Source organism: Mobilicoccus pelagius NBRC 104925, assembly GCF_000247995.1.
Classification (GTDB): Bacteria; Actinomycetota; Actinomycetes; order Actinomycetales; family Dermatophilaceae; genus Mobilicoccus; species Mobilicoccus pelagius.
In genome coordinates, this window is record NZ_BAFE01000076.1 from 37,667 (window position 1) to 57,304 (window position 19,638).

A 19,638-nucleotide genomic window follows, 5' to 3' on the forward strand; every position below is an offset into this window, starting at 1 on the left:
GCAGCTCCTTCGTCGAGCGGGATGGAAAAGGCGTCGGAATCGACACTACCCGGCAGCCCTGCACCCGGACGGCCCGACCGTGAGGAAGGATGGGCCACATGGCCGGCAACTCGTATCCGCACATCATCTTCGCCAAGGACGCCCAGGTTCTGCCCCAGCAGGCTCTCGCCGACGAACTCACGGGGATGTTTCCCGGTGCCGAGGTCGAGCAGGGCGAGATCAAGGCGGTGCTCCGCCTCCCCCACTTCGCCTACACCTTCTGGTACGACGACGACGCCGACGGTCTCGGGGAGCGGTACGCCGACTTCGCCACCCCGTTGCGGCGCAAGCGCGTCATGCGGTGCACGACGATGATCGACGCGTCCGGTGACGCCGATCCCGACGGCGCCCACGCCGACGACGTCGCCCGCATCATGGACGCCCTCGCGCGCCGTGACGGCGTCTACGTGTTCTCCGAGGAGACCAAGCGGTTCCTCGGCATGGACTACGACGGCACCCCCGAGGCCGCACCCGTGGTCGTCACCCCCGCCGACGCCACGACCGTCCACGACACCACCACCCCCGCGCACGACGCCTCCGCGCCGGTGGAGAGCACGACGATCTCCGAGGTCGCCGCCGAGACGGGCAGCCGCGAGGAGGAGTTCGTGTCCTCGCTCGAGGGCGGCGAGACCCCCGCGGCGAACCTGCAGTCGACGTACTCCAACCCGGCGCATGTCGAGGCCGAACACAGCGAGGTCGTCCTCGAGTCCGAGGAGCGCTCGGGCGACCTGCCCCACACCGAGGTCAGCCCCGTCGACGGGACCGTCCCCCCGGCGCCCGCCGGAACCCCCGTCCCCGACACCACCCCCACCGCCGGCGGCGACGCGGTCCACGAGGAACACCCCACCAGGACCCGTCGGGAGGAGCACGTCGAGCCCCGTGAGCCGGTCACGACGCCGCACCACGACGTGCCCGCCACCTCCACGGGGCACGTCGAGACGGTCGCGCCCGCCACCCCGACCCCCGCACCGGAGTCGCGGCCCACGACGCCGGAGCCCGTCACCGAATCCGCCGCGGAGACCGAGGAGGAGCAGGGCAGGCCCGGCTTCTTCAAGCGCTTCTTCAAGCGCAAGGGCTGACCACCGCGCCGGCCCCGCCCGGCCGGACGCCCACCCCGTGAGGGCCTGCCACGTGCGGGCCCTCACGCATGTGGCGGAGCGGACCGCCCGTCGCGGGTCGCGACCGCGCGCAACGGGCGATGCCGCGACGATCGGGTGGGGCAGAGGGCACGAGGCGCGCCGAGCGAGGCGGGGGCGAGACGAGCAGGAGCGGGCCGACGCACCCCGGGACGGGAGCCGAGCACAGGGGCGACCGGAAGGGTCAGGACGGGTAGGGCCGACCCCGGACCATCGGTCCACTCCGGATCGCCGGAGAGCGCCCCTTTGATAACGTCGAGAGCACTTCTGTTCCCTCGTTGGAAGGGTCACACCGTGAGCAACACCCCCGTCAAGGTCGCCGTCACCGGCGCCGCCGGCCAGATCGGCTACAGCCTCCTCTTCCGTATCGCCAGCGGTGCGCTGCTCGGCCCCGACACCCCCGTCCAGCTGCAGCTCCTCGAGATCGAGCCCGCGCTCAAGTCCCTCGAGGGCGTCGTCATGGAGCTCGACGACTGCGCGTTCCCGACCCTCGCCGGCGTCGAGATCGGCTCCGACCCGAACGTCATCTTCGACGGCGCGAACATCGCGCTGCTCGTCGGCGCCCGTCCCCGCACGAAGGGGATGGAGCGCGGCGACCTCCTCTCGGCCAACGGTGCGATCTTCACCGGCCAGGGCAAGGCCCTCAACGACCACGCCGCCGACGACATCCGCATCGGCGTCACGGGCAACCCGGCCAACACCAACGCGCTCATCGCGATGAGCAACGCCCCCGACATCCCCTCCGAGCGCTTCTCCGCGCTCACGCGTCTCGACCACAACCGCGCGATCTCCCAGCTCGCGGCCAAGCTCGGCGTGCCGGTCACCGAGATCAAGAAGATGACGATCTGGGGCAACCACTCCGCCACGCAGTACCCCGACCTGTTCCACGCCGAGGTCTCCGGCAAGAACGCGGCCGAGGCCGTGGGCGACCAGGCCTGGATCGAGAACGACTTCATCCCGACCGTCGCCAAGCGTGGCGCCGCGATCATCGAGGCCCGTGGCGCGTCCTCGGCCGCCTCCGCCGCGTCCGCCACGATCGACGCTGCCCGCGACTGGATCAAGGGCTCCGCCGAGGGCGACTGGATCTCCATGGCCGTCGCGTCCGACGGGTCCTACGGCGTTCCGGAGGGGATCATCTCCTCCTTCCCCGTCACCACGAAGAACGGTGACTGGGAGATCGTCCAGGGTCTCGAGATCGACGACTTCTCTCGCGGCAAGATCGACGCCTCCGTCAAGGAGCTCGAAGAGGAGCGCGACGCCGTCAAGGAGCTCGGCCTCATCTGAGTCCTCTCCCCACGCACGAGGGCGCCCGTCACCGGAACTCTCCGGGGCGGGCGCCCTTCGTCGTGTTCGGGGTGCGGGCATCGATGGGTGGGCCGACGGAGGGGTCGGGCAGCACGTCGATACCGGCGCGGGCGGCGAGGCCCGGGCAGGGCTGCTCCTGCGGTGCGCCGCAGCAGGTGGCTCAGGCCGCCTCGCGCAGCCAGACGAGGACGACGGCGGCCGCGACGGCGAGGGCGGTACCGGCCTGGAAGGCGGCGTCGAAGCGGGGGCCGCGCATGTGGAGCCCGCCGATGCGGTCCTCGGGGAGGACGAGGCGGAGGACCGCTGCGAGGGCGAAGCCCGCCGCCATCATGAGCCCCCCGCCGAGGAGGGCGTCGCCGACGACGAGCCAGGCGAGGCCTGCGAGGACGACGGCCGCCGCACACCACCACCCCGCCCCCAGCGCGATGCGGGGACGGGGTGGTGGTGGTGGGGTGGCCGTGCTCACGGGCCGATCATCTCAGGTGAGGACCGGCGACACGACGGGGCGGCCTCCCGCTCAGGCCTGGGCCTGGCGCTCGGCGACCTCGACGACGTTCGAGAGGAGCATCGCGCGGGTCATCGGGCCGACGCCGCCGGGGTTGGGGGTGAGCCAGCCGGCGACCTCGGCGACGTCCTTGGCGACGTCACCGGCGACCTTGCCGTCGCGGCGGGAGACGCCCACGTCGAGGACGGCCGCGCCGGGCTTGACCATGTCTTTCGTGATGATGTCGGGCACGCCCGCCGCGGCGACGACGATGTCGGCCTCACGCACGTGCTTGGCGAGGTCCTTCGTGCCGGTGTGGCAGAGGGTCACCGTGGCGTTCTCGGACTTGCGGGTGAGGAGCAGCCCGAGGGGGCGGCCGACGGTGAGGCCACGGCCGACGACGACGACCTCGGCACCGGCGATCGGCACCTCGTAGCGGCGGAGCAGCTCGACGACGCCGACCGGGGTGCACGGCAGCGGCGCCGGGCGGTTCATCACGAGGCAGCCGAGGTTGAACGGGTGGAGGCCGTCGACGTCCTTCTCGGGGTCGATGCGCGAGAGGAGCGCGAACTCGTCGAGGCCCGTGGGCTGCTGCACGATGTAGCCGGTGCAGGCCGGGTCGGCGTTGAGCTCGTCGATGACCGCCTCGACCTCGGCCTGCGTGGCCGTCGTGGGGAGGTCCTTGCGGATGCTGTGGATGCCGACCTCGGCGCAGTCTTTGTGCTTGGCACCGACGTACCAGCTGGAGGCGGGGTCGTCGCCGACGAGCACGGTCGCGAGCCCTGGCGTGATGCCCTTGGCCGCGAGTGCCTCGACGCGAGCCTTCAGCTCGGTCTTGATCTGTGCGAGGGTCGCCTTGCCGTCGAGAAGTTTCGCAGTCACGAGGCTCATCCTCCCATCGGGAGGGGCCGGGTGAGGGGCGCATTCGGGAACTCCGTCCCTCGGTGGCGGCTTCCTGCTCACCGCCGTCGACGAGGATCGCCGCGCCGTTGCGGTATCCCAGGGTCCTGGCCGCGGGAGGGTGCCGTTCCTATGCTGACAAGGTGAGAGCCTCCCGATCCGCCCTGTTCGCAACCGTTCTCGCGGTGTCGACGCTCTCCGGCTGCGCGGGTCTCGGGCTGCCGCCCGCCGCGCCGCTCTCGACGCCGGGCACGCAGACGCTCACCCCGGGCGCGACGTCGGCCGCCGAGACGCCGGCACCGTCGAGCACGGCGCCGGGCGCCTCCCCCACCGGCTCCGCGGCATCGGCGCCGACGGCGACCTCGCCTTCCGCGCCCACAGAGTCCACCGAGCCCGCCGACCCGGCCGACGGGGAGAGCTCCCCGCCCGACACTGTGGCCCGGATGAAGGGCGGCAACGGCAGCGCGTCGCCCCTCCTCGTCCCGACGTCGGCCCTGCCGTCGGGCTGGACGGCGACGAAGGCCCGCGACACGCGCGGCTACCGGATGACCGTGTGCGGGGTGGACCTCGAACCCACCGCGCCCCTCGACAGCGCGCAGCAGAACTGGCAGGGGTCGATCGCGGGGCCCTACCTCGAGCAGCACGTGCGCGTGTATCCCGACGCCACGGCCGCGAAGGTCGTCGCCGACCTCGCGAAGAAGGTGCCGGGCTGCCGCAGCTATACGGCGAAGGACGCGAAGGGCCAGAGCACGTTCGCCGTCGAGACGCTCGCGCTGAAGGGCGCCCCGTCGGGGACCGTCGCGTGGCGGCAGAAGGTGCCGCTGTTCGTGCCCGTCGCCGGCGCCTCGCCGAGCGCGTCCCCGACGATGCGGAGCGTCGAGGTCGTCCAGGACGTCGCCGTGCGCCGTGTCGGAGCGGCGATCGTGCTCCTCAACGCCTACGCGGTGGAGAAGAACCCCGATGACGCCGTGCTCGTCACCGCCCTCACGCACGCGGGCTGAGCACGCCACGTCGAACCGATGCCCTCGGGCCGGGAGTCCTCGCCGCGCCGACGCAGGCACGCGGAGGCACCACGACGCGACGCCCCGCCGTCCCCGGCGGACGGGGAGGACGGGGCGTCGATCGGCGTGCCCGCGGGAGCAGCCCGTGGTCTCAGGCCGCGGCGCGAGCGCGACGGAGCGTGGCGCGGCGGCCGGCGACGGCCGCGAAGATCGCGGAGGCGAGCGTGACGGCCACCCCCACGAGGACGAGCGCGGACAGGTGGGAGGTGCCGCCGAGGAGGTCGACGAGCACGGCCCCGATGAGCTGGCCCGAGAGAGTGAGCAGCGTCGCGAGCAGCACCCCGAGGTGGTGCACGACGACGGCGCCGGCACCGACGAAGAGGATGCCGATGACGCCGCCGAGGAAGGTCCACGCCGGGGAGTCCCACGTGCGGGGCGGGGTCCACGTGCCGCGGAGGACCTGCGCGAGGAGCACCCCGCCGATGAGCACGAGACCCCACGTGAAGTTCACCCACGTCGTCGACACGATGTTGCCGGAGTGCCGGTTGACGCGGCCGTTGATCGCCTGCTGCACGGCCATCCCGGCTCCGGCGGCCACGGCGAGGAGCACGGGGGCGAGGACGAGACCGTGCCCCCCGGCCCCCCGACCGAAGGAGGCGAGCGCGACGCCCGCGATGGTGCCGACCGCCCCGAGCACCCGGGTCCCCGTCACCGGTGACTTCCCGGCCGGGCCGAGGCCGACGGCGTCGACGAGGAGGGCGTTGAGGGTCTGCCCGCCGACGATCGCGATGGTGAACAGCGCGACGCCGATCTGCGGGACGCTCCACGTCTGCGCGACGACGAAGAACCCGCCGCCGAGGCCGCCGAGGAACATCCACCACCGCAGGTCGCTCCCGCGGAACGCCCGGTAGGCGTCGACCAGGCCGCCGCGCACCCGCGGGTGGAGCATCGCGAGGGTGAGCACCACCCACCCGCTGCCGAACGACCACAGCGCCGCGTCGATCGCCGAGGCGAACACGGTGGCGAGGGTGCCGTTGGCGCGGGACTGCACGGCGCCGAGGGCGCCCGCGAGGAACGCCGCGGCACCGGCGAGGACGACGGCGCCGCCCACCCGCTCCGGTGCGAGGGCGGACGTCGGGGTGGAGGTGGGCTCGCCCGACCCCGGGGTGGGGTCGGGCGAGCGGTACTGCGGATCAGTGGGCAAAGTGGCGGGTCCCGGTGAAGTAGAGGGTGACGCCGGCGGAGCGGCAGAGCTCGATGGTTTCGTCGTCGCGGATGGAGCCGCCGGGGGCGACGATCGCGCGCACGCCCGCGTCGACGAGGATCTGCGGGCCGTCGGAGAACGGGAAGAACGCGTCGGACGCCGCGACGGAGCCGCGCGCCCGCTCCTCGCCCGCGCGCTCGACGGCGAGCTTGCACGAGTCGACGCGGTTGACCTGGCCCATGCCGATGCCGACGGAGGCGCCGCCCGAGGCGAGGAGGATGGCGTTCGACTTCGTCGCCCGCACCGCGCGCCACGCGAACTGCAGGTCGCGCAGGGTGGCCTCGTCGGCGGCGTCACCGACGACGAGGGTCCAGCGGGAGGCGTCGTCGCCGTGGCCGGCGGTGGGCTTGTCGTCGTCCTTCTTCTCGATCTCCGCGTCGATGCGGTCGACGGTCTGGACGAGGAGGCCGCCGCTGATGGGGCGGTACTCGAGGTCGGCGCCGGTGCGTGCGGCCTCGGGCACCCGGAGGAGGCGGATGTTCTTCTTCGCCGTGAGGATGTCGAGGGCCTCGGGCTCGAAGCCGGGCGCGGCGACGACCTCGGTGAAGATGTCCTTGACGGTCTCCGCCATCGCGGCCGTGACGGGCCGGTTGGTGGCGATGACGCCGCCGAACGCCGACAGGGAGTCGCACTCGTGGGCGCGGCGGTGCGCCTCGGCGATGTCGGCCCCCGCGTCGGCGATCGCGATGCCGCACGGGTTGTTGTGCTTGACGACGGCGCAGGTGGGCACGTCGCCGTGGTCGTGGGCGGCGCGCCAGGCGGCGTCGGCGTCGACGTAGTTGTTGTAGCTCATCGCCTTCCCGTGGAGGAGCTCGGCGCCGGCGATGCCGCCGCTCTCCTCGCCGCGGTAGAGCGCGGCGCTCTGGTGGGGGTTCTCGCCGTAGCGCAGGCCCTGGACGCGCTCGTAGGTGGAGCCGGTGAACGCGGGGAAGCCCGTCCCGTCGTCGGTGTGGGCGTAGTCGGTCGCCATCCAGCTCGCGACGGCGACGTCGTAGGCGGCGGTGTGGGCGAAGGCCTCGGCGGCGAGGCGGGTGCGCATGCCGAGGGTGAAGCCGCCCGCACGCACGGCGGCGATCGCGTCCGCGTACTGCGCCGGGGAGGTGAGCACGGCGACGCTCGGGTGGTTCTTGGCCGCGGCGCGGACCATCGAGGGGCCACCGATGTCGATCTGCTCGACGCACTCGTCCGGCGTGGCGCCGGAGGCGACGGTCTGGCGGAACGGGTAGAGGTTGACGGCGACGAGCTCGAACGGCGCGACGTCGAGCTCCTCGAGCTGCCGCAGGTGGTCGGGCTTGCGCGTGTCGGCGAGGAGCCCGGCGTGGACGCGGGGGTGGAGGGTCTTCACGCGGCCCTCGAGGCATTCGGGGAACCCGGTGAGCTCCTCGACGCGCGTGACGGGCAGGCCGAGCTTCTCGATCGCGGCGGCGGATCCGCCCGTGGACACGAGCTCGACGCCCGCCTCGTGCAGAGCCGTGACGAGCTCGTCGAGGCCGGTCTTGTCGTAGACCGAGACGAGCGCGCGGCCGACGGGACGACGCCCCTCGGCGGCGTCACCGGCGTGCAGGGGGGCGGGTTCGGGCGTGGGGGACATGCGTGCTCCTGGGGTCTCGTGGACGCGACGAGCAACTCGTCGCTCGTGTGTCTCGGCACCCAGGCGGGCGATGCCGCACGTGTCACTCCCCGGTGGTCATCCACCCGCGCCAGTCGTGTGGGGCCACCCTATCGTCGGGCCGGTCAGGCCCCGGCGCGGAGGGCGTCGATGGGTTCGATGGTGGCGGCGCGCCAGGAGGGGTAGAGGCCGGCGAGCAGGCCGATGAGGGTGCCGATGACCGGCCCGGCGAGCAGGACCCATCGGTCGAGGGTGGGCGGCCAGCCCTGGACGGCGGCGACGGCGACGGTGATCCAGGCACCGGCACACGTGCCGAGGAGGGCGCCGAGGGCGCCGATGATCGTGCTGGTGGCGAGGAAGTGGGTGAGGATGTCGCGGCGGCGGGCGCCGATGGCGCGGCGCAGACCGATCTCGGTGGTGCGTTGGAGCACGGCGACGAGCGTGACGTTGGCGATGCCGACGCCGCCGATGACGAGGGAGACCCCGGCGAGGGCGAGGAGGAGTCCGCGGGTGTCGGAGGAGACGGCGTCGCGCGTGGTGGTCGCGGTGGGGGGTACGGAGGTCTGGACGATGCCGGGGTTGCCGGGCCGGAGCGCGAGGGAGGCCTGGGCGGCGACGGCGTCGGCGGCGCCGGGGCGGGTGAGCGCGACGACCTGGGTGGGCCCGTCGAGGTGGAATCGGGTGCGGGCGAGGCCGTCGGGCACGACGATGGCGCCGAGGACGGAGCTCTTGCGTGCGGTGGAGTCGATGATGCCGACGACGACGAGGGGCAGGCCGTCGGCGATGACGACGGGGCGGCCGCGGGTGTCGGTGATGCCGAGGCGGCGGGCGGCCTCGCGGCCGAGGACGGCGACGGCCTCGCCGCGGCGGTCGTGGAACTCGGTGAAGGGGGCGCCGGTGAGGTGGGCGCCGAGGGTCTCGAACACGCCGGGTGAGGCGGCGATGATGCGGAGGGTGTCGACGCGGGCGCGGGTGGGGTCGTGCACGGGGCTGCCCTGGACGGGGCGTTCGGGGGTGAGTTCGCTGAGGTTCGCGGCGGCGACGACGCCGTCGATGCGGGTGAGGCGGGCAGGTGCGTCGAAGGGGAGGGCGTCCGCGGCATCGGCCTGGGGGCGGCCGGGCGGGATCTTGGGCGTGATGGTGACCTCGCGGGGCGCGATGGCGTCGAAGCGACGGGTGATGCTCGATTCGAGGCTGGTGGCGAGGCCGAGGGCGGCGAGAGCACGGCGATGCCGACGAGGGTGCCGAGAGCGGTGAGCAGGGTGCGGCCGGGGCGGGCGAGGAGGTCGTCGGCGACGTCCCGCAGGATGTCGGTGAAGGCGACGTGGCCGGTTCCCGCGGTGGTGGCCCCGGTGGTGGTGGCCCCGGTCGCATCGGCCCGGGCGGTGCGCCGCAGTCGTGACCGAAGGCCCGGGCGGTGGCCAGGGGCTGCGTCGGGGTGGGCACGCCGGAGCGCCGGGAGAGGCGAGGTGGGCCGAGGCAGGGTGGGTCGTCGCATCACGCCACCGTGAGGACGCCGTCGGCCATGACGGCGACGCGGCCGGCGCGGGCGGCGACGTCGTCGCTGTGGGTGACGACGATGAGGGTGAGGCCGTCGGCGTGGAGTTCGTCGAAAAGCTGCAGGATGCTCTCGCCGGTGGCGGAGTCGAGGTTGCCGGTGGGTTCGTCGGCGAGGAGCACGTCGACGTCGGCGGCGAGGGCGCGGGCGATGGCGACGCGTTGGCGTTCGCCGCCGGACATGGTGGCGGGTGAGGCGTCGAGGCGGTGGCTGAGGCCGACGCGGTCGAGGGCGGCGCGGGCGCGGGTGGTGCGTTCGGTGCGGGGCAGGCCGCGGTAGAGCATGCCGAGTTCGACGTTGGCGGTGGCGCTCTTGTCGCCGAGCAGGTGGAACGCCTGGAACACGAACCCGATGGTGGCGCCGCGGAGGGCGGCGCGGCGGTGGTCGGGGAGGCCGTCGACGCAGGTGCCGTGGACGATCACGTGGCCGCTCGTGGGGCGGTCGAGCAGCCCGAGGAGGTTGAGCATCGTGGATTTGCCGGAGCCGCTCGCCCCGCAGATGGCGAGGTAGTCCCCGGCGGGGACGGCGAGGTCGACGGGTGAGAGCACGTCGACCTCGCCGAAGGAGCGGGTGACGCGGTCGAGTGCGATGACGGGCGTTTCGCCCGCGGTGAGGGCCTCGACCGTCATCAGGACACCACGACCCGGTCGCCGACGGTGAGGGGGTGTGCGGGGTCGGTGGGGGTGACCTCGACGAATCCGTCGGCGCTGAGTCCGGCGTCGACGGGGATGTCGTGGCGTTCGCCGCCGGCGTCGAGGACGGTGACGCGGGCTCCGCCGTCGGCGCGTCCCTTGACGACGGCGGTGGGGACGACGAGGACGGCGCCCTTGGTGGTGGAGGTGGCGACGGTGACGCGCAGGTCGCTGCCGCGGCGGTCGGCGGGGAGGGGTCGGGCGGGGGTGATGTCGAGGACGGTGTCGGTGCCCTTGGCGCGGATGGCGGTGATGGTGCCGGTGCCGCTCGTTCCGCCGCCGTCGTCGGCGAACTTCACGGCGTCGCCGCGGTGGAGCAGCTTGGCGTCCTGCGCGGAGACTCCGGCCTCGATGGTGAGGGCGCCCGGCGCGAGGGTGGCCCAGCCGGAACCTCCGCCGGCTGCCGCGCCGGCGGCGTTCGGGTCGTCGCCACCCTGGGGGGCGTCGCCCCCGGCCGCGGGGGCGGCGGCGTCGCCCGTGGGCGCGGCGGATCCGTCGGGGGTGGAGTGGGCGGCGACCACGGTGGCGGGCAGGCTGGGCACGAACACGATCTCGCAGTAGGGCACTCGGGTGCCGACGGTGGCGGCGACGCGGTCGCGTTCGGCGGCCGCCTCGGCGCGGCGGGTGGTGGCGGCGGTGAGGGCGGCGCGTTGGCTGCGGGTGTCGGGGGCGCGGCGGAGGGCGGCGACGTGGTCGCGGGCCCGGCCGGCCTCGAGGGCGAGGAGGTCGTGCTGGGGACCTGTCGCGGGGCCGGCGGCGAGGGCCTTGGCGGCCTCGTCCGCGGCGATGCGGGCGCGGAGCACCTCTTCGCGGGAGGGTCCGGCCTTCGCGGCGGTGAGGGCGGCGCGGGCGCGGGTGACCTCGGCGTCGGCGGCGCGGACGTCGTCCTGGGCGGTGCGCAGGCGGGTGCGTTCCTCGTCGGTGGGTCCGACGGGTGTGAATCCGGCCTTGGCGTAGACCGCGTCGACGGCGCGCTGGGTGCTGGGGCCGTAGGTGCCGCGGCGGTCGGTGATGTGGTGGCCGATGCGGGTGAGGGCGGCCTGGAGTTGGCGGACGTCGGTGCCGGTGGCGCCGGGGAGGAGGTCGCGGAAGGCGGCGACGGCGCCGGTCATGGCGATGACGGGGCGGCCGTTGACGGCGGCGACGACGCTGCCGTCGCCGATGCGGGCGCCGGTGGCGGGTCTGCGGGTGAACACGGTGGCACCGCCCGCGCCTCCGGCACCGCCGGTGGCGGGGGCCGCGGAGGTGCAGGTGAGGCCGACCTCGTCGTGGGTGACGACGCTGCCGCGGGTGACGATCTGGGCGGAGAGGGTGCGCTTCTCCACGGGTTCGGTGAGGGTCGTCGCCGGAGGCGCGGAGGAGGCCTCCCGCACGGCCTTGCTCGTCGTGGTGAGCAGCGGGATGAGCACCGTGCTCGCGAGGACGAGCACGACGAGAAGAGCCCCGAGTACCCACCAGGGGTCAACGCGGCGCAGCGCGCGGGGCCACCGGGGTTCCGAGCCTGCCCCCTCAGGTTCGAGAGGCGGCTGCGGGCCGGTGGCACCCGGAATGTCCGGAGTAGTGTCGTCACTCACCGTGCTGCCAGGGCGGTCGCCCGCTCCACCGCCTTCTTCTGTAGCTCCACGAACGCCATGATGTCGTTCTCGTGGGCGTCGAGGACGGACTTCTCGTGTTCGGCCATGACCTGCCGTCGCACCTCCGGCGCCCCCACGGCGTTGACACACTCGGCATCGGCCGTGGCCATCGCGATTTCCTGCTTCCTCGCGTCGGACTGATCGAGCTGCCCCGCACGGACCTTGTCCATGATGGCGTCGGGCGCCGTCTCCGGTTCAGTCACCTGATAACCCCGGCCAGCCATGCATTCCGCCCAGTCCCTCTTCTTCGCAGCAATACGCGGGTCGGCATCGACAGCCCGTTGAACCTCGTTCGCGAGGTCCTGCACGCGCGTCTGCGAAGACATCCACTGCACTTCGTCCCCCTGAACTTGCTCATCGGCATAGGTGCGGCAGGCGCTGCGACTGAAATAGCTCGCACCCTCGGCGGTTTTGATCTCCACCAGATCGGGGTCCTTTCCAATCGCGTCGGGATCGCCGACGGAGGCCCCGTTCAGCGCCGCCTGCCATGCCGTGCGTGTCGCGGCAGGAAGTCGACTGGGATCATTGCGGGGCGGCGCCTCCGTAGGGGTCGATGCGTCACGGTCAGGTTCGCCCGAGTAGTTCAGCCCGTACCCGTGTTCACGCGCATAGGCAACGTCACCCGACGAGTTCATGAGGTCATCCGGCGCCCGGTACGGCTCAGGCAGATACTCGAAACCCCGAGACTTCATGCATTGCGCGATGGCCGCTTCCTTGGCGTCGAAAATGGCCTTCTGCTGATCTGCGCTGATCTTGGTAAGACCCTCAAATGGATACCAAGACTCAGCTGCAGCGGATGTAGGGGACGACGAAGACCGGGCCTGGGACGAGCCCTTTTCGGCAACAGTCGAGCAGCCGGCGAAGAACGTAGATGCCACCAAGAGGGCGGCTGTGCACGACGCAACGGGGGGGCGCGGCCCCCTGGCGCCACGCATCAGCACCACTTGTTCGAGTTGACGATGTTTCGCCACACGTCAGACTTACCGGGGGCGATCACGTGACGGGTACCGCCCCAGGAATTGTGCACATAGGTGCAGGCGGAAGCAGACGCGCGGTTGTTGTAGAACCAGTCCGCTCGCGAGCCCCAGCCGAAGTCGGCCCAGCGGGCGTTCGCATCCTTGAGCCCGCGCGTCGTCTTGGTCTCGTAGTCCTGGATGCACAGCTGACCATCCGCACATGCGCCTGCCACAGCAGCCGGGGCCTGCACCGCGGTGGGCGCCGGCGACGGGGGCGTGGGGGTGGGGCCGGGCTCGACGGCCTGGGCGGCCATGGGGAGGGCGAGGATCGCCAGAGCGGGGAGGGCGGTCGTGAGAACGAGACGACGCATGGGACTTCACTCCCTTGTGAAAGGGTTGCGGGTGAGGGATTCACCCGCTGACTCCGATCCTGGCACCCCGCAACGGGTTGGAGAACTGGCCATTCGGCCAGGTTTTCGGCGACGCCCCTCACTCCCTGGCCGTTCGGCCAAGTGCCGGCTGGGTGTCGGGTGACGCACCACCGGAAGCGCCCCCTGGAGGCGACGTAGGGAGGAAGGCCTCCAGCACCCACTCCCCGTCGACCACGCCGGTCCGGAGCGTGCCGTGCAACAGTGCGCACCTCCGTTCGAGGGCCAGGAGACCCAGGCGCGTACCGGTCTCCCCGCCGCCCTCGCCCACCGTGTTGCGGACCTCGACCCGCACCCCCTCCGGCTCGACCTCCACCCGGATCGAGCACCGCGCCTGGTCCCCCGCGTGCCGCGTGATGTTGGCGGCGCCCTCCTCCACGATGCGCGCGACCGTGCCACGCAACGGCTCCCCCACCTCGTCGGGGCAGGACACCTCCACGTGATGGCCGTCCCCCCGCAGCCGCTCCGCCTCCGCGTGTACCACGCTCGACACCGCCGGTGGCGCCACCCCCGACGGTTCTCCCTCACCCGCCGTCAGAGTGCGCATGAGCAGCCTCAACTCGTTCGTCGCCTCCTGACACAGCCTCTCCACCTCCGAGACCTCCCGCAGCCCGCGCGTCTCCGCGAGTAACCCCAATTGCATCGACGCCAACGCCAACTTGCGAGCCACTCCGTGATGCAACTCGTCGACCAGTGCACGCCTCTCGGCCTCCCGAGCCTCCGCCAACCGGCGTTCGACCTCTCGACGAGCCACCTCGGCCTCCGACGCCCGCCCCTCCGCCAGCGCCGCACGACGCTGCCCGTCGCCCACGGCGAAGCCCAACCCCAGCACGAGCGTCGCGCCGATCAAGGGCAGCCACAAACCCGGTACCCGGATCAACGGGACCCCCCGCCCGTACAACGCCCCGACCCACACAGCCACGGTGACGCCCCACCCGATCACGAGCCGTCGACGCCCCGTGTACGCCGCGGCGAAACCGGCCACCAGCAGCGTGAAGGAGGACGCCACTCCGAATCCCCACACACCGTCGAACAGCGCTCCCAGCACCGCGAGAACGACACCCGCGGTCGCGCCCGACGCGCCCCGCCACAGCACGGCACAGACCGCGATGAGAAACAGCTGTGAGACCAGGTCCCGCCAGGCGCCCGTGGCCATGTCGAGGCGCACGTCGTCCACGGCGCTGATGACGACGACGGCGAGCACGGCTCGCGCGACGACCGATCGGGCAGTACGACGCCACATCACTCAACCTCTGGGACACAACCGGGGGAACACGCGGCACAGCGTTCCTCCCCCGCCCGCCGGCGTCCCGTCGAGGAGCACCGCCACACACACTCACGGCCGCCCACCGTCCCGCCGCCGACGGGCACCTGGGGACCGCCCACGACCACCGCCAGAACCGCCCACACCGCAAGCGTCTTCGACACGACGCACCCCCGTTCTCCATCCGGACCCCCATCCTGCCCCGCGCACGGTGGCCGGGGGCGTCACGGCTCACCGCGGGCGGCAAACCTGGCCGTTCGGCCAGGTTCCCGACCTCGCAGGGTGGCCGTTCGGCCACATCTGCGGGCTTCGCGACCTCACCACACGCGCCACGGCCCTCGATCCGGTGCACCGTCCCTACACTCACCACCATGACGACCGACACCGCCACCGCCCCCGTCCGCGTGTTGATCGTCGACGACGACGACGAGTTCCGGTTCCTTCTGGTGAAGTTCTCGGACCTCGCCGACGACCTCGAGGTCGTGGGCGACGTGTCGGCGGGCGCGGAGGTCGTCCAGGCCTGCGAGGAGTTGCGCCCCGAGGTCGTCCTCATGGACATCCACATGCCCGACGTCGACGGCATCGAGGCCACGACCAGGCTGACGAAGGCCCACCCGGAGATCGTCGTCCTCGCCCTCACCGTCATGGCCGACCCCGCCACCGTCGCGCGGATGCTGCGCGCCGGCGCGCAGGGCTACCTCCTCAAGTCCACCAACCCGAGCGAACTCGCCGCCCACGTGCGGGCCGTCCGCGCAGGGGGCGGCGCTCTCTCCCCGAGCGTCGCGGCCGCCCTCATCGACGACCTCCGCCGCCGCCCCGAGCCCTCTGCCGCCACGTCATTGCCCCCGCCCAGCGCGGCCGAGCAACAGGTGCTCGACGGGTTGGCCCGAGGCCTCACCAACGCGCGGATGGCCGAGGACCTCGGCATCTCGCCGAGCGCCGTCAAAGCCCGGCTGGAGTCGCTGTCGAGGAAGTGGGAGATCTCCGGCCGCACCCGCCTGCTCATGGCCGGTGTGCAGGCCGGGTACGTCACGCCCCCGGAGCAGCCGAGGTCGTCCATCCCCCCGATCCCGCCCATCGTGCCCGAGCCGGTGGAGCCCTCACCCCTGATGACCTGGTGGCGTCACCTCACCGGCCCGAAGCGCACCTGACGCCCGTCGACCCGCCAGCCCTCGCGGGCGAGACGCCCGACGACGTCGACGAGCATCGCGCGTTCCTCGACCTTGATGCGGTCGTGGAGGGAGTCGGCCGTGTCGTCGTCGCGGACCTCGACGGCGCGTTGGGCGATGATCGGGCCCGTGTCCACGCCCGCGTCGACGAAGTGGGCCGTGCAGCCCGTGACCCGCACGCCGTACGCGAGGGCATCCGGGACGCCGTGGGCCCCGGGGAAACTCGGCAGCAACGCCGGATGGGTGTTGACGACCTTGCCCTCGAACCGGGTGAGGAACGCCGCCCCGAGGATCTTCATGAACCCCGCCCCCACGACGAGATCCGGCTCGAACCGCGCAACCTCGTCGGCGAGCGCTGCATCCCACGCGGGCCGGTCGGCGTGGTCACGCACCCGGACGACGAACGTCGGGATGCCCGCACGCTCGGCGCGGGCGAGACCCTCGATGCCGTCCCGGTCGGCACCGACCGCGACGACCTCCACGCCGTAGCCAGGATCGGCCGCGGCGTCGAGAAGGGCCTGAAGGTTGGTTCCACCACCGGAGACGAGCACCACGACGCGCATGAGGCGAACTCTACGGGGCGGCCGGGCCGGGACGGACCTGACGGAGCAGAGGGTGAACAGGGGACGAGGACGGGTGGGCAGGAACGATCACCGTCGTGCACCCCGGTACGGATCCGGCCCTCCTCGGTCCTCCTCGACCCTCCTCTCCCCCGGACGCACGACGGCCGCCTCACCCCGAGGGGGGGAGGCGGCCGTCGTGCGTCACCGGGAGACGCCACGCCCGGTGCGAGCAGGATTCAGGGGCGAGGCGCGTCGTCCTCGCCCGACGCGGACCCGACCGGCTGCTCGGCGGAGCGATCGACGCGACCGTGCGGGCGGGCGAGACGCGCGCCCGTGACCGCGGCGACGAGCAGGGCGACACCCCCGACCTCACCGGTGAGCACGAGCGTCGTGAGGACGGCGTCGACGCCGACGTGTGCGTAGCGACCGGCGCCCACAGGGCCGGAGGCCGCCACGGAGAGGACGAGCATCGCGAACGCGTAGAAGGCGATGGCGACCGCGGTGACGCGCATCCGCGCCGCCCACGTCCGTTCGCTGTGCCGCACGCACTGCCACCCGAGGAACACCCCGACGCCGAGCGGGACGAGGACCCCGATCGGCGCCCACGACGGCATCGGCCCGGGCGGCGGAACTGCCGCGAGCACCGGCACCATCGGGATGACCCCGGGCCCCGAGTGCAGCCACGTCACCGCCGTGTCGCCCCCGAGACCGAACCCCGTCCCGGCGAGCCACGAGGCGCCCCACACCGTGAGGGTCGGGAGGTAGCCGAGCTGCGCGATCGTGAGGAGCGTGCCGCCGACGACACCGCCGCCGACCCGCGCGTACACCTCACCGATCTGCCCGGCGGACAGGACGATCGCGACGACCACGAGCAACGCCCCGCCGACGAGCGTCGCGAGGACGGCCCCCATCGCCGGACGCACCGCGTGCCCCACCCACGCGGGCACGTACTCCCGGCGGGCCCATTCGACGCGGGGAGCGAGATCCCCGAGGTGGCCGTGGAACCCGGGACGCAGTGCGAGACCGAACGCGAGCGCGGCGACGACGAACGCGCCGAACATCGTCGCGGGGAACGAGGGCCGCGCCCCGCCGAGGTGGGCACCGAACCCGATGACGACCCCGGTGAGGACGTACCCGCCGACGAACGACGCGACGGTCGTCGCGACGTCACGCCGCACCCCGCCGAAGCCCCGCAACCGCGGCGAGCGGGTCGTCCGCGACGGGACGACCCGTTGCGCGGACAACCAGGCGCACAGCAGCGGCCACCCGGCGAGCAACCACGGGACGAGCCCCACGCTTCCCTTGTCGAGCGCGAGGGGTGCACCGTGGGAGAAACACCAGGCGGCGAGCCCGGCGGCGACCGTCGCCCCGGCGGACTCCGAGCCGCCCGCGCCGGTGAGCCAGCCGAGCACGGCGAGCACGACGAACATCGTCGCCGACGCCGCGGCCGCTCCGGCGCCCGAACCGGCGGCGATCAACCAATCGGGGAGGACCTCCTCCTCGGCGGAGGGGCCGGCTTGTTCTCTCACACGCCTCAGGGTGTCACGCATCAGGGCCTCATCCTCACCCGCCCCGCGACGCGCCCCACGCTCCCACGCCGAGAGGACGACCGTCGCCCCGACGCCCGGGGACGAACCGCGGGAGAGACCACCCCGCGGGGGCTCCGAGGCAGGGGCGGCCGCGCCACGACGCGCGCGCCTGGGGAGAACGTCGTCGGGGTGACCACACACCACCGGCGGGGTGACAGAGTCCGACTCACCCCGGTAGCGCCGGCCCGGGCGGTAGGAGGCGGACCATGACCCACCCCGGCTGGTCGCCGTCCCTCTCCGCCGCCCCGGTGCCGGTCCCCGCGTCGACCTCCTTATCGACGTCCGCGTCGATCGCCGTGCCACTCCCCGCATCGAACGTCGCATCGAATGCCGTGGCGCCTCCTGTGGCGCTCCTCGTCCTCACGCTCGCCCTCGTCGCCGGGATCGCCCTGGAACGGCGTCACCGCCGGGGCCGACATCTGCGCCCCGAGGAGATCCCCGTCCGGCGCGTCCCCACCGGCACGATCACCACCGCCACCGTGGTCGTCACCGGGCTCCTCCTCGACACCCTCCCCCACGACACGCCCGCCGCGCGCGTCGCTCTCGGCCTTCACCTCGTCGTCGCGGTCGCGGGCGTCGCCGCGTGCGTCGTCGACGCGGCGGTCCACCGCCTCCCCGACACGATCACCATCCCCCTCGCCGGGGTCACCATCGTCGGGTTCGCCACCCTCGGCGCCGTCGCCGCCGCAACCTCCCAGGAGACCGCCGCCCTCGACGCGGGTCGCGCTCTGCTCGCCGGCCTCGCCGCCCCGGTGGTGTTCCTCCTCCTCACCCTGACGATCGGGGGCATCGGTCTCGGAGACGCGAAGTTCGCGTGCCCCCTCGGGGCGGTACTCGGCTGGCACGGATGGGGATGCGTCGTCGAGGGATTCGCGCTCGCCTGGGTCCTCGCCGGACTCACCGCCGCGTGGTGGCTCCTCCGCCGCCGCGCCCACCGCGACAGTCCCCTCCCCCTCGGCCCGTTCCTCGGCGCCGGCGCCCTACTCGCGGTCCTCGCCGCCTGACCCGGCCCTCCTGCACCGATCACCCCCGCACCTCCCACACCCGCGCCGCCCGCACCTCTCCCCCACCGGACACGCCGACGGCCGGCCCCCGCAGCGGGGACCGGCCGTCGTGGACGTCGAAGGTCAGAGATGGACGTCGAAGGTCAGAGACCCTTGACGATCTCGCGCATGAGCTCGGCGGTCTCGGTGGGCGTCTTGCCGACCTTGACACCGGCGGCCTCGAGGGCCTCCTTCTTGGCCTGCGCCGTGCCGGAGGAGCCCGACACGATGGCGCCGGCGTGACCCATCGTCTTGCCCTCGGGAGCCATGAAGCCCGCGACGTAGCCGACGACCGGCTTCGTCATGTTTTCCTTGATCCACGCGGCGGCGCGCTCCTCGGCGTCGCCACCGATCTCGCCGATCATGACGACACCGATGCACTCCGGGTCCTTCTCGAACGCCTCGAGGCAGTCGATGTGCGTCGTGCCGACGATCGGGTCGCCGCCGATGCCGACGCCCGTCGTGAAGCCGATGTCACGGAGCTCGTACATCATCTGGTACGTGAGCGTGCCCGACTTCGACACGAGGCCGAGCTTGCCCGGGCCCGACACGTCGGCCGGGGTGATGCCCGCGTTCGACTTCCCGGGACTGATGATGCCGGGGCAGTTCGGGCCGATGATGCGCGTCGTGCCCTTGTCCTTGCCGTAGTTGAAGAACTCCGCGGTGTCCTTGACCGCGATGCCCTCGGTGATGACGACGACGAGCGGCATCTCGGCGTCGATGGCCTCCATGACGGCCGCCTTGGCGAACGCCGGGGGCACGAAGACGACGGACACGTTCGCGCCCGTCTCCTTCATCGCGTCGGCCACGGCGCCGAAGACGGGGATCTCCTCGCCCTGGGGGAACGAGACCGTCTGACCGGCCTTCTTGGGGTTGACGCCACCGACGATCTTGGTGCCGCAGGCGAGCATGCGTGTCGTGTGCTTCATGCCCTCGGAGCCGGTCATGCCCTGGACGATGACCTTGGAGTCGGAATCGAGAAAGATTGCCATGAGTGTGTCTGT

The 19,638-nt window shown here is 72.8% G+C and carries 18 protein-coding genes, 1 pseudogene and 1 riboswitch; of the genes and pseudogenes, 5 read left to right on the top strand and 14 right to left on the bottom strand.

All coding sequences use genetic code 11. The annotated features are described in order from the left end of the window. The first annotated feature begins 98 nt into the window (after nucleotides 1-98). Both MOPEL_RS11720 and MOPEL_RS11725 read left to right on the top strand, forming a co-directional pair. Nucleotides 99-1,118 carry a hypothetical protein gene (locus tag MOPEL_RS11720; protein ID WP_009483127.1) on the top strand — a complete coding sequence of 340 codons (1,020 nt, stop codon included), beginning with the start codon at nucleotides 99-101 and terminating at the stop codon, nucleotides 1,116-1,118. Nucleotides 1,119-1,469: 351 nt separating this feature from the next. Next, the gene (locus MOPEL_RS11725; RefSeq protein ID WP_009483128.1) at nucleotides 1,470-2,459 is read left to right on the top strand and encodes a malate dehydrogenase; all 990 of its coding nucleotides are present in this window, start codon (nucleotides 1,470-1,472) and stop codon (nucleotides 2,457-2,459) included. Nucleotides 2,460-2,640: 181 nt separating this feature from the next. On the opposite strand, the gene MOPEL_RS11730 is transcribed toward MOPEL_RS11725, so the two are convergent. Both MOPEL_RS11730 and MOPEL_RS11735 read right to left on the bottom strand, forming a co-directional pair. Continuing rightward, the gene (locus MOPEL_RS11730; protein ID WP_009483129.1) at nucleotides 2,641-2,946 is read right to left on the bottom strand and encodes a DUF3017 domain-containing protein; all 306 of its coding nucleotides are present in this window, start codon (nucleotides 2,944-2,946) and stop codon (nucleotides 2,641-2,643) included. 51 nt (nucleotides 2,947-2,997) lie between these two features. Further along, entirely contained in the window at nucleotides 2,998-3,846 is an 849-nt protein-coding gene (locus MOPEL_RS11735) for a bifunctional methylenetetrahydrofolate dehydrogenase/methenyltetrahydrofolate cyclohydrolase (RefSeq protein ID WP_009483130.1), read from the bottom strand. 161 nt (nucleotides 3,847-4,007) lie between these two features. Between MOPEL_RS11735 and MOPEL_RS11745 the strand changes: the two genes are divergently transcribed. Further along, complete coding sequence (locus MOPEL_RS11745; protein WP_141631326.1) at nucleotides 4,008-4,865, top strand: hypothetical protein; 858 nt, start codon at nucleotides 4,008-4,010, stop codon at nucleotides 4,863-4,865. Nucleotides 4,866-5,016: 151 nt separating this feature from the next. On the opposite strand, the gene MOPEL_RS11750 is transcribed toward MOPEL_RS11745, so the two are convergent. The 9 genes and pseudogenes from MOPEL_RS11750 to MOPEL_RS11785 form a co-directional block, all read right to left on the bottom strand. Further along, nucleotides 5,017-6,069: a DMT family transporter gene (locus tag MOPEL_RS11750; RefSeq protein WP_083841845.1), complete on the bottom strand. Its 1,053-nt coding sequence runs from the start codon at nucleotides 6,067-6,069 to the stop codon at nucleotides 5,017-5,019. After that, nucleotides 6,059-7,720: a bifunctional phosphoribosylaminoimidazolecarboxamide formyltransferase/IMP cyclohydrolase gene (purH, locus tag MOPEL_RS11755; RefSeq protein WP_009483134.1), complete on the bottom strand. Its 1,662-nt coding sequence runs from the start codon at nucleotides 7,718-7,720 to the stop codon at nucleotides 6,059-6,061. The genes MOPEL_RS11750 and purH overlap by 11 nt, the downstream gene beginning before the upstream one ends. 50 nt (nucleotides 7,721-7,770) lie before the next feature. Continuing rightward, nucleotides 7,771-7,847: riboswitch (ZMP/ZTP riboswitch) on the bottom strand. 16 nt (nucleotides 7,848-7,863) lie between these two features. Beyond that, complete coding sequence (locus MOPEL_RS18765) at nucleotides 7,864-8,310, bottom strand: ABC transporter permease (protein WP_308417712.1); 447 nt, start codon at nucleotides 8,308-8,310, stop codon at nucleotides 7,864-7,866. A gap of 45 nt (nucleotides 8,311-8,355) precedes the next feature. Then, nucleotides 8,356-8,943 (bottom strand): annotated as a pseudogene (locus MOPEL_RS18770) (ABC transporter permease); the annotation flags it as partial. A gap of 292 nt (nucleotides 8,944-9,235) precedes the next feature. Next, nucleotides 9,236-9,925, bottom strand: a complete 690-nt coding sequence (locus MOPEL_RS11765) for an ABC transporter ATP-binding protein (RefSeq protein ID WP_009483136.1) — start codon at nucleotides 9,923-9,925, stop codon at nucleotides 9,236-9,238. Further along, nucleotides 9,925-11,418 (bottom strand): peptidoglycan-binding domain-containing protein, encoded by a 1,494-nt coding sequence (locus MOPEL_RS11770; RefSeq protein WP_009483137.1) that lies wholly within the window; start codon nucleotides 11,416-11,418, stop codon nucleotides 9,925-9,927. The genes MOPEL_RS11765 and MOPEL_RS11770 overlap by 1 nt, the downstream gene beginning before the upstream one ends. 140 nt (nucleotides 11,419-11,558) lie before the next feature. After that, nucleotides 11,559-12,500 carry a hypothetical protein gene (locus MOPEL_RS17330; protein WP_141631328.1) on the bottom strand — a complete coding sequence of 314 codons (942 nt, stop codon included), beginning with the start codon at nucleotides 12,498-12,500 and terminating at the stop codon, nucleotides 11,559-11,561. A gap of 56 nt (nucleotides 12,501-12,556) precedes the next feature. Next, nucleotides 12,557-12,949 carry a hypothetical protein gene (locus tag MOPEL_RS11780; RefSeq protein ID WP_009483139.1) on the bottom strand — a complete coding sequence of 131 codons (393 nt, stop codon included), beginning with the start codon at nucleotides 12,947-12,949 and terminating at the stop codon, nucleotides 12,557-12,559. Nucleotides 12,950-13,067: 118 nt separating this feature from the next. Then, nucleotides 13,068-14,210, bottom strand: coding sequence for a sensor histidine kinase (locus MOPEL_RS11785; protein ID WP_009483140.1), 1,143 nt, complete (start codon nucleotides 14,208-14,210; stop codon nucleotides 13,068-13,070). Between the two features lie 431 nt (nucleotides 14,211-14,641). Between MOPEL_RS11785 and MOPEL_RS11790 the strand changes: the two genes are divergently transcribed. Beyond that, complete coding sequence (locus MOPEL_RS11790) at nucleotides 14,642-15,421, top strand: response regulator transcription factor (RefSeq protein WP_009483141.1); 780 nt, start codon at nucleotides 14,642-14,644, stop codon at nucleotides 15,419-15,421. On the opposite strand, the gene purN is transcribed toward MOPEL_RS11790, so the two are convergent. Continuing rightward, entirely contained in the window at nucleotides 15,394-16,002 is a 609-nt protein-coding gene (gene purN / locus MOPEL_RS11795) for a phosphoribosylglycinamide formyltransferase (RefSeq protein WP_009483142.1), read from the bottom strand. The genes MOPEL_RS11790 and purN overlap by 28 nt on opposite strands. 236 nt (nucleotides 16,003-16,238) lie before the next feature. Next, nucleotides 16,239-17,531 (bottom strand): cell division protein PerM, encoded by a 1,293-nt coding sequence (locus MOPEL_RS11800; protein ID WP_141631329.1) that lies wholly within the window; start codon nucleotides 17,529-17,531, stop codon nucleotides 16,239-16,241. 392 nt (nucleotides 17,532-17,923) lie between these two features. Here MOPEL_RS11800 and MOPEL_RS11805 point away from each other — a divergent pair, with 392 nt between their 5' ends. Beyond that, entirely contained in the window at nucleotides 17,924-18,595 is a 672-nt protein-coding gene (locus MOPEL_RS11805) for a prepilin peptidase (protein WP_169316316.1), read from the top strand. Between the two features lie 143 nt (nucleotides 18,596-18,738). On the opposite strand, the gene sucD is transcribed toward MOPEL_RS11805, so the two are convergent. Next, nucleotides 18,739-19,626 (bottom strand): succinate--CoA ligase subunit alpha, encoded by an 888-nt coding sequence (gene sucD / locus MOPEL_RS11810; RefSeq protein WP_009483146.1) that lies wholly within the window; start codon nucleotides 19,624-19,626, stop codon nucleotides 18,739-18,741. Between the last annotated feature and the right edge of the window lie 12 nt (nucleotides 19,627-19,638).

What these genes read in the sequence shown, in the direction of transcription:
- purN (WP_009483142.1), bottom strand. Translation starts at nt 16,002, where the DNA reads ATGCGCGTCGTGGTGCTCGTCTCCGGTGGTGGAACCAACCTTCAGGCC.
- MOPEL_RS11720 (WP_009483127.1), top strand. Translation starts at nt 99, where the DNA reads ATGGCCGGCAACTCGTATCCGCACATCATCTTCGCCAAGGACGCCCAG.
- MOPEL_RS11790 (WP_009483141.1), top strand. Translation starts at nt 14,642, where the DNA reads ATGACGACCGACACCGCCACCGCCCCCGTCCGCGTGTTGATCGTCGAC.
- sucD (WP_009483146.1), bottom strand. Translation starts at nt 19,626, where the DNA reads ATGGCAATCTTTCTCGATTCCGACTCCAAGGTCATCGTCCAGGGCATG.
- MOPEL_RS11765 (WP_009483136.1), bottom strand. Translation starts at nt 9,925, where the DNA reads ATGACGGTCGAGGCCCTCACCGCGGGCGAAACGCCCGTCATCGCACTC.
- purH (WP_009483134.1), bottom strand. Translation starts at nt 7,720, where the DNA reads ATGTCCCCCACGCCCGAACCCGCCCCCCTGCACGCCGGTGACGCCGCC.
- MOPEL_RS11780 (WP_009483139.1), bottom strand. Translation starts at nt 12,949, where the DNA reads ATGCGTCGTCTCGTTCTCACGACCGCCCTCCCCGCTCTGGCGATCCTC.